This window comes from Hyphomonas sp., assembly GCF_040882205.1.
In the GTDB taxonomy this organism is placed as follows: Bacteria; Pseudomonadota; Alphaproteobacteria; order Caulobacterales; family Hyphomonadaceae; genus Hyphomonas.
Genome location: NZ_JBBEBT010000150.1, coordinates 1 through 4,549, shown reverse-complemented (window position 1 = coordinate 4,549; position 4,549 = coordinate 1). Strand labels below are relative to the sequence as shown.

The 4,549-nt window shown below is 61.1% G+C and carries 4 protein-coding genes and 1 pseudogene; 3 read left to right on the top strand and 2 right to left on the bottom strand.

Annotation, left to right across the window (positions count from 1 at the left end; all coding sequences use genetic code 11):
* A pseudogene (locus WEA77_RS06085) lies at positions 1-601 on the bottom strand (hypothetical protein); the annotation flags it as partial.
* A 104-nt stretch (positions 602-705) separates the two neighbouring features.
* On the opposite strand from WEA77_RS06085, the gene WEA77_RS06080 reads away from it, so the two are divergent.
* Both WEA77_RS06080 and WEA77_RS06075 read left to right on the top strand, forming a co-directional pair.
* Positions 706-1,035, top strand: a complete 330-nt coding sequence (locus WEA77_RS06080; protein ID WP_368066978.1) for a hypothetical protein — start codon at positions 706-708, stop codon at positions 1,033-1,035.
* Positions 1,036-1,227: 192 nt separating this feature from the next.
* Positions 1,228-1,929, top strand: a complete 702-nt coding sequence (locus WEA77_RS06075) for a VIT family protein (RefSeq protein WP_368066977.1) — start codon at positions 1,228-1,230, stop codon at positions 1,927-1,929.
* 71 nt (positions 1,930-2,000) lie between these two features.
* Here WEA77_RS06075 and WEA77_RS06070 read toward each other — a convergent pair whose 3' ends face one another.
* Positions 2,001-2,387 (bottom strand): HU family DNA-binding protein, encoded by a 387-nt coding sequence (locus WEA77_RS06070; RefSeq protein ID WP_368066979.1) that lies wholly within the window; start codon positions 2,385-2,387, stop codon positions 2,001-2,003.
* Between the two features lie 949 nt (positions 2,388-3,336).
* On the opposite strand from WEA77_RS06070, the gene WEA77_RS06065 reads away from it, so the two are divergent.
* Positions 3,337-4,440: a Fic family protein gene (locus WEA77_RS06065; RefSeq protein ID WP_368066976.1), complete on the top strand. Its 1,104-nt coding sequence runs from the start codon at positions 3,337-3,339 to the stop codon at positions 4,438-4,440.
* Positions 4,441-4,549 lie beyond the last annotated feature (109 nt).

Here is a 4,549-nt window from a genome sequence, read left to right as displayed (position 1 = left end):
CATCGGTTCCGAACAGGATGTCTCCACCTGCCTCATGCAGCGCCGGCGCCAGGGCTAAGCCGCGTGCTACGAGAGCCGACGCCTTTGTGCTATCCTGCGCCCCGGCAAACGGCGCGGCATAGGCAAGTATGCCCACGCCGTTCTCCAAGGTCACGTTCAAACCCACCGCATCTGCTGGATGCACAAACACAGGCAGGTCCCGGCGGCGCGCAGTATCTGTCAGCCTACGGACATCTCCAGCATCCATCGGCAATACGCCTACCGGCTTGCCAACGATCGCGCCGTTAAACAATTTCACCGCGCGCGTCCCGGCGTCCGCTTGCTCCTCAAGTCGCGCCGCCGCCGATGCAACGTCCACGATCTCTCCGCCGCTGAGCAGGATCGTTCCGTCCATCAGCGCGGGCGCTGCCGGCGAGGCGTAGATCGTCGCACCGGCGATGGCGGTCCCCGATGCCGGGAATTTCGGCGCGCTCGCACAGCCGGCAAGCACGACCGCCGCCACAACAAGGTTCGCAATTTTCGTTCGGCAGGGTCTAAAAAGTGTTGGTTTCTGCGAATGAAACGCGATCTCCCCACCAACATCAAGCGCCGCTGCATTCATCAGCGAACTGTCAGGCGCAGTACCGATTGGATCATCGGCGCAACCCGCGAATACGGGGTTGCAGCCTGTCCCCTTTCCCGCACTTCCCTGGACCAGAGACCGCCATGACGACGACTGCAAAGATTACCCCCGCCCACCGCCAGATTCGCGTATGGGATATCCCGACGCGCCTCTTCCACTGGAGCCTGCTCCTCCTGCTGACAACCGTCTCGGTCTGCATCCTCGCCGGCCTGTTCAGCAGCGGCGAGAGCCTGACGGGTCCTTTCGCCGACACCATCGGTTTCGAAATGTCGGAGGTGCACGAACTCGCGTTCCGCGTGCTGCAAGACCTCGTCGCGCTAAACCTTCCGGGCGTGGTGGCGGAAAGCTGGCTGGCAGAGGATGCGCTGATCCCCGCCATGATCACCGGCCGCAAGTCGCGCACCGAAGGCTAGCGCGCCATCGACGCACGGCAGGCGGGACTGCCCGCGCTGCTGGTCGCCCTGGTTCTTGGCGGCGCCGCAGCCGCCGGCCTCTGGACCCTCCCGGCTCCAGCATCATTGGACAGTGTCCACCGCGAGCACTATGACCCTCACGACCGTGACCGCGAAGATCACCGATCCCTTCTCAGCACAGGACACGTCCGCATGAGCCGCCTTCACCAGCATCCCGAACGCCACGCCGTGGACCGCATCGGCTGGCTGCGCGCCGCCGTGCTCGGCGCCAATGACGGCATTGTTTCTACGGCCAGCCTGATCCTCGGTGTTGCCGCCGCCGAAGCCTCGCGCGGCGCAGTGCTGACAGCCGGCATTGCCGCGCTGGTGGGCGGCGCAATGTCGATGGCCGCGGGCGAATACGTGTCCGTAAGTTCGCAGGCCGATACGGAAAAGGCCGATACTGAGCGCGAGAAGCGCGAGCTGCACGAAGACCCGGACGCCGAACTCGAGGAGCTGACCGGCATCTACCTCGAACGCGGCCTCGATCCCGTGCTGGCGCTGCAGGTCGCAAAACAGCTGATGGAGAAGGATCCGCTGAGGGCACATTTGCGCGACGAACTCGGCATTTCCGAAGCGCTCACCGCAAGGCCTGTGCAGGCTGCCTTCACGTCTGCTGCAACTTTCGCCGTCGGCGCGGCGCTTCCACTCTCGGTCGCCGCCACCTTGCCGCTGACCTCGCTTTTACCTGCGGTCTCGATATCGGCGCTGGTATTCCTGGCATTGCTGGGCGCGGCCGGCGCGCGCACCGGCGGCGCTAAACTCGGCACCGCGATCCTGCGCGTCACCTTTTGGGGCGCCCTTGCAATGGCCATCACCACGCTGATCGGCAAGCTGACCGGCGCGGTGGTCTGAGACGCCAGAATGAAAACGCCCGGCCGAGCAGATTGCTGGCCGGGCGTCTGGTATTGGAACTGGACCGAGGCCTAGAGGACGCGGTCTTTGAGGTCCTTGGACGGACGGAAAGCAACTTTCTTCGAAGCCTTGATCTTAATGGCTTCGCCGGTGGCCGGGTTACGGCCCTTGCGGGCCGGACGGGCGCGGACCTGCAGGATGCCGAGGCCGGAAATGCGCAGCTTCTTGCCCTTTTTCAGGTGGCCGCCCATGCGGTCGATGAAGTCGCTGACGATCGTTTCAGCCTGCTTCTTCGGCATTTCATGCGCTTCGGAGATTTCCGCAGCGATGTGCTTCAGGGTGAGCACGTCCGGAACCGCCTTTTTCGCCACGACGGCTTTCTTGGCAGGTGCGCCGGCTTTCTTGGCAGGTGCGCCGGCTTTCTTTGCGGGGGCCTTCTTCGCCGGAGCTTTCGCCACCGGGGCCTTCTTCACAACTTTGGACTTAACGGCCATATCATTATCCTTTCTAAGACAGTGAATGCGGGAAACAGGCTAAAAACGGGGTGTTTCGACTGCTTGGTTTAAGTATTGCAGATGATTCTGAGCAGAGAGCGATCGCATATCTTTGCTTTGAACATTGCGCAAGGGGCACGGCCTGACTGGCCACAAATTCCCGAAAGGCCCAGAAACCGCCTTAAAACGCATCTTTTGCGCGCTCCGGCCATCCGGACCCGGCCCGGGATACCGGCCTCCACAGCCCAATTTTCATCCGCCCACTGACCTTTTTAGAGAGCTGCGCGGCAGCTTGGAGATCGAAGGCCGCAACCACTTTGACGATACTCCGTCTACGGACTCTGCCATCCCTGGAGGGCGGCTTTGCGCGCCTCAGGGTGACGCTGCGTCACCCGCCTGACTTTCGAAGCGCCTGGCCAGCCCGGGGCAATCACCCGCAAGGCGCCGCGCAGAGACCGGGAATCGGGCCGTCCGGGCCAAACCTCATCAACACGTATGGGCGCCCGCGTTACCCCCGAACCAGCCCGCGCAGGGAACGCCGCCAAGGCGCGTGCGTTGGTGAATGGGCCGGTCGCACACGCAAGAGCGCCCCAAGAGCGCCCCAAGAGCGCCCCAAGAGCGCCAGGAGTTCAGCATTTACAAGGTATGAGAGGTATTCATTCCGGAAGGAATGGCGCGAGTGAAGCGCTTCGAAGCGTGAGATTAATCTTCATTATATCAACGCACTAAACTTTTCTGATGGGCGATTTCTATCCCACCAGGTATCCAGTTTGTATCTCACTCATCTATCCGATATTCCTGCGGTTCATGCGGTAAACCAGCAAGCATCTTGGTGCGCCATGATCGATAAAGTACCCTTTTATTAATCACTTTTACCGCATAATTTGATCGAAACTTTGGAGCTCTTTCGATCATGGTCTGGAATTGGGAGCTTCACGGCTGGCCTCACTTCGTGCGGGACCGGCAGAAACTCGCTGCGCGCGAGGCCCGTTTTCTCGAGCAGGCCGGCCTGCTGATCGGCACGTCCCGTCATATTTCCGATGAAGACAGGATCGAGCTCAGTATTTCGGTCATGAGCCTGGAAGCGATCGATACCTCTCAGATCGAGGGGGAAACGCTGGACCGAGCGAGTGTCCAATCCTCTATCCAACGCGCACTCGGGCTGAAGGCGGCCCGGACATCCGCGCGCCCGGCCGAGAGCGGCATTGCGGAAATGATGGTCGATCTCCTGCAGACAACAGGTGAGCCGCTGTCGGACGAAATGCTTCATCGCTGGCACAGCAAAATGCTGACCGGCCGCACCGATCTGAAAAGACTCGGCGGCTACAGAGAGCATGAAGAACCGATGCAGATCATATCGGGCGCTTCCTATGCGCCAAAGGTTCACTTTGAGGCGCCCCCTTCCTACGCTGTTCCCAGCCAAATGGCGGCGTTCATCTCCTGGTTTAACCAGACCGTGCCGACGGGCGAGGCGCCGGTGCTTCCAATCGAGCGCGCCGGACTTGCGCATCTATGGTTCGAGTGCATCCATCCGTATGAAGACGGAAATGGCCGGATCGGACGTGCCATCTCGGAAAAGGCGCTGGCACAAGGGCGGCAGAGGCCTGTCTTTACGTCCCTTGCCGGCGCCCTGCTGCGCCACCGTAAGGACTACTACCGCGAACTGGAGCTGGCGAGTTCAACCCTGAACGCGGACCGTTGGCTGAACTGGTTTGCCGATATCGCACTCGAAGCGCAGGACCGAAGCTTAAGGCAGGTCGAATTCATGCTGGCCAAAACCCGCGTCTTCGACCGCCTCGAAGGACAGCTGAACGCACGGCAGGAGAAAGCTTTGCTGCGCATGTTCGCGGAAGGCATTGACGGCTTCAAAGGCGGTCTCAGCGCCAAGAATTATATGACGATCACAGAAGCCCCGACTGCGACGGCGACCAGGGATCTTGCCGACATGGTCGCTAAAGGCGCGCTTGTCCGGGAGGGGGAACTCAAATCCACCCGGTACTTCCTAAAGCTGGACTGAAAACGCTTTCGCAGAGAAGCTCCAAAACCCGAGTCTCGGAAAACCGAGCGCATGCGAACCTTTAATAACGAATGCTTGTTGTTAAAGGCTTGTGCGCGTCGACTTCGTG

Bases quoted from the DNA above. Each gene is read 5' to 3' on its own strand.
- WEA77_RS06065 (WP_368066976.1), top strand. From the start codon at position 3,337: ATGGTCTGGAATTGGGAGCTTCACGGCTGGCCTCACTTCGTGCGGGAC.
- WEA77_RS06080 (WP_368066978.1), top strand. From the start codon at position 706: ATGACGACGACTGCAAAGATTACCCCCGCCCACCGCCAGATTCGCGTA.
- WEA77_RS06075 (WP_368066977.1), top strand. From the start codon at position 1,228: ATGAGCCGCCTTCACCAGCATCCCGAACGCCACGCCGTGGACCGCATC.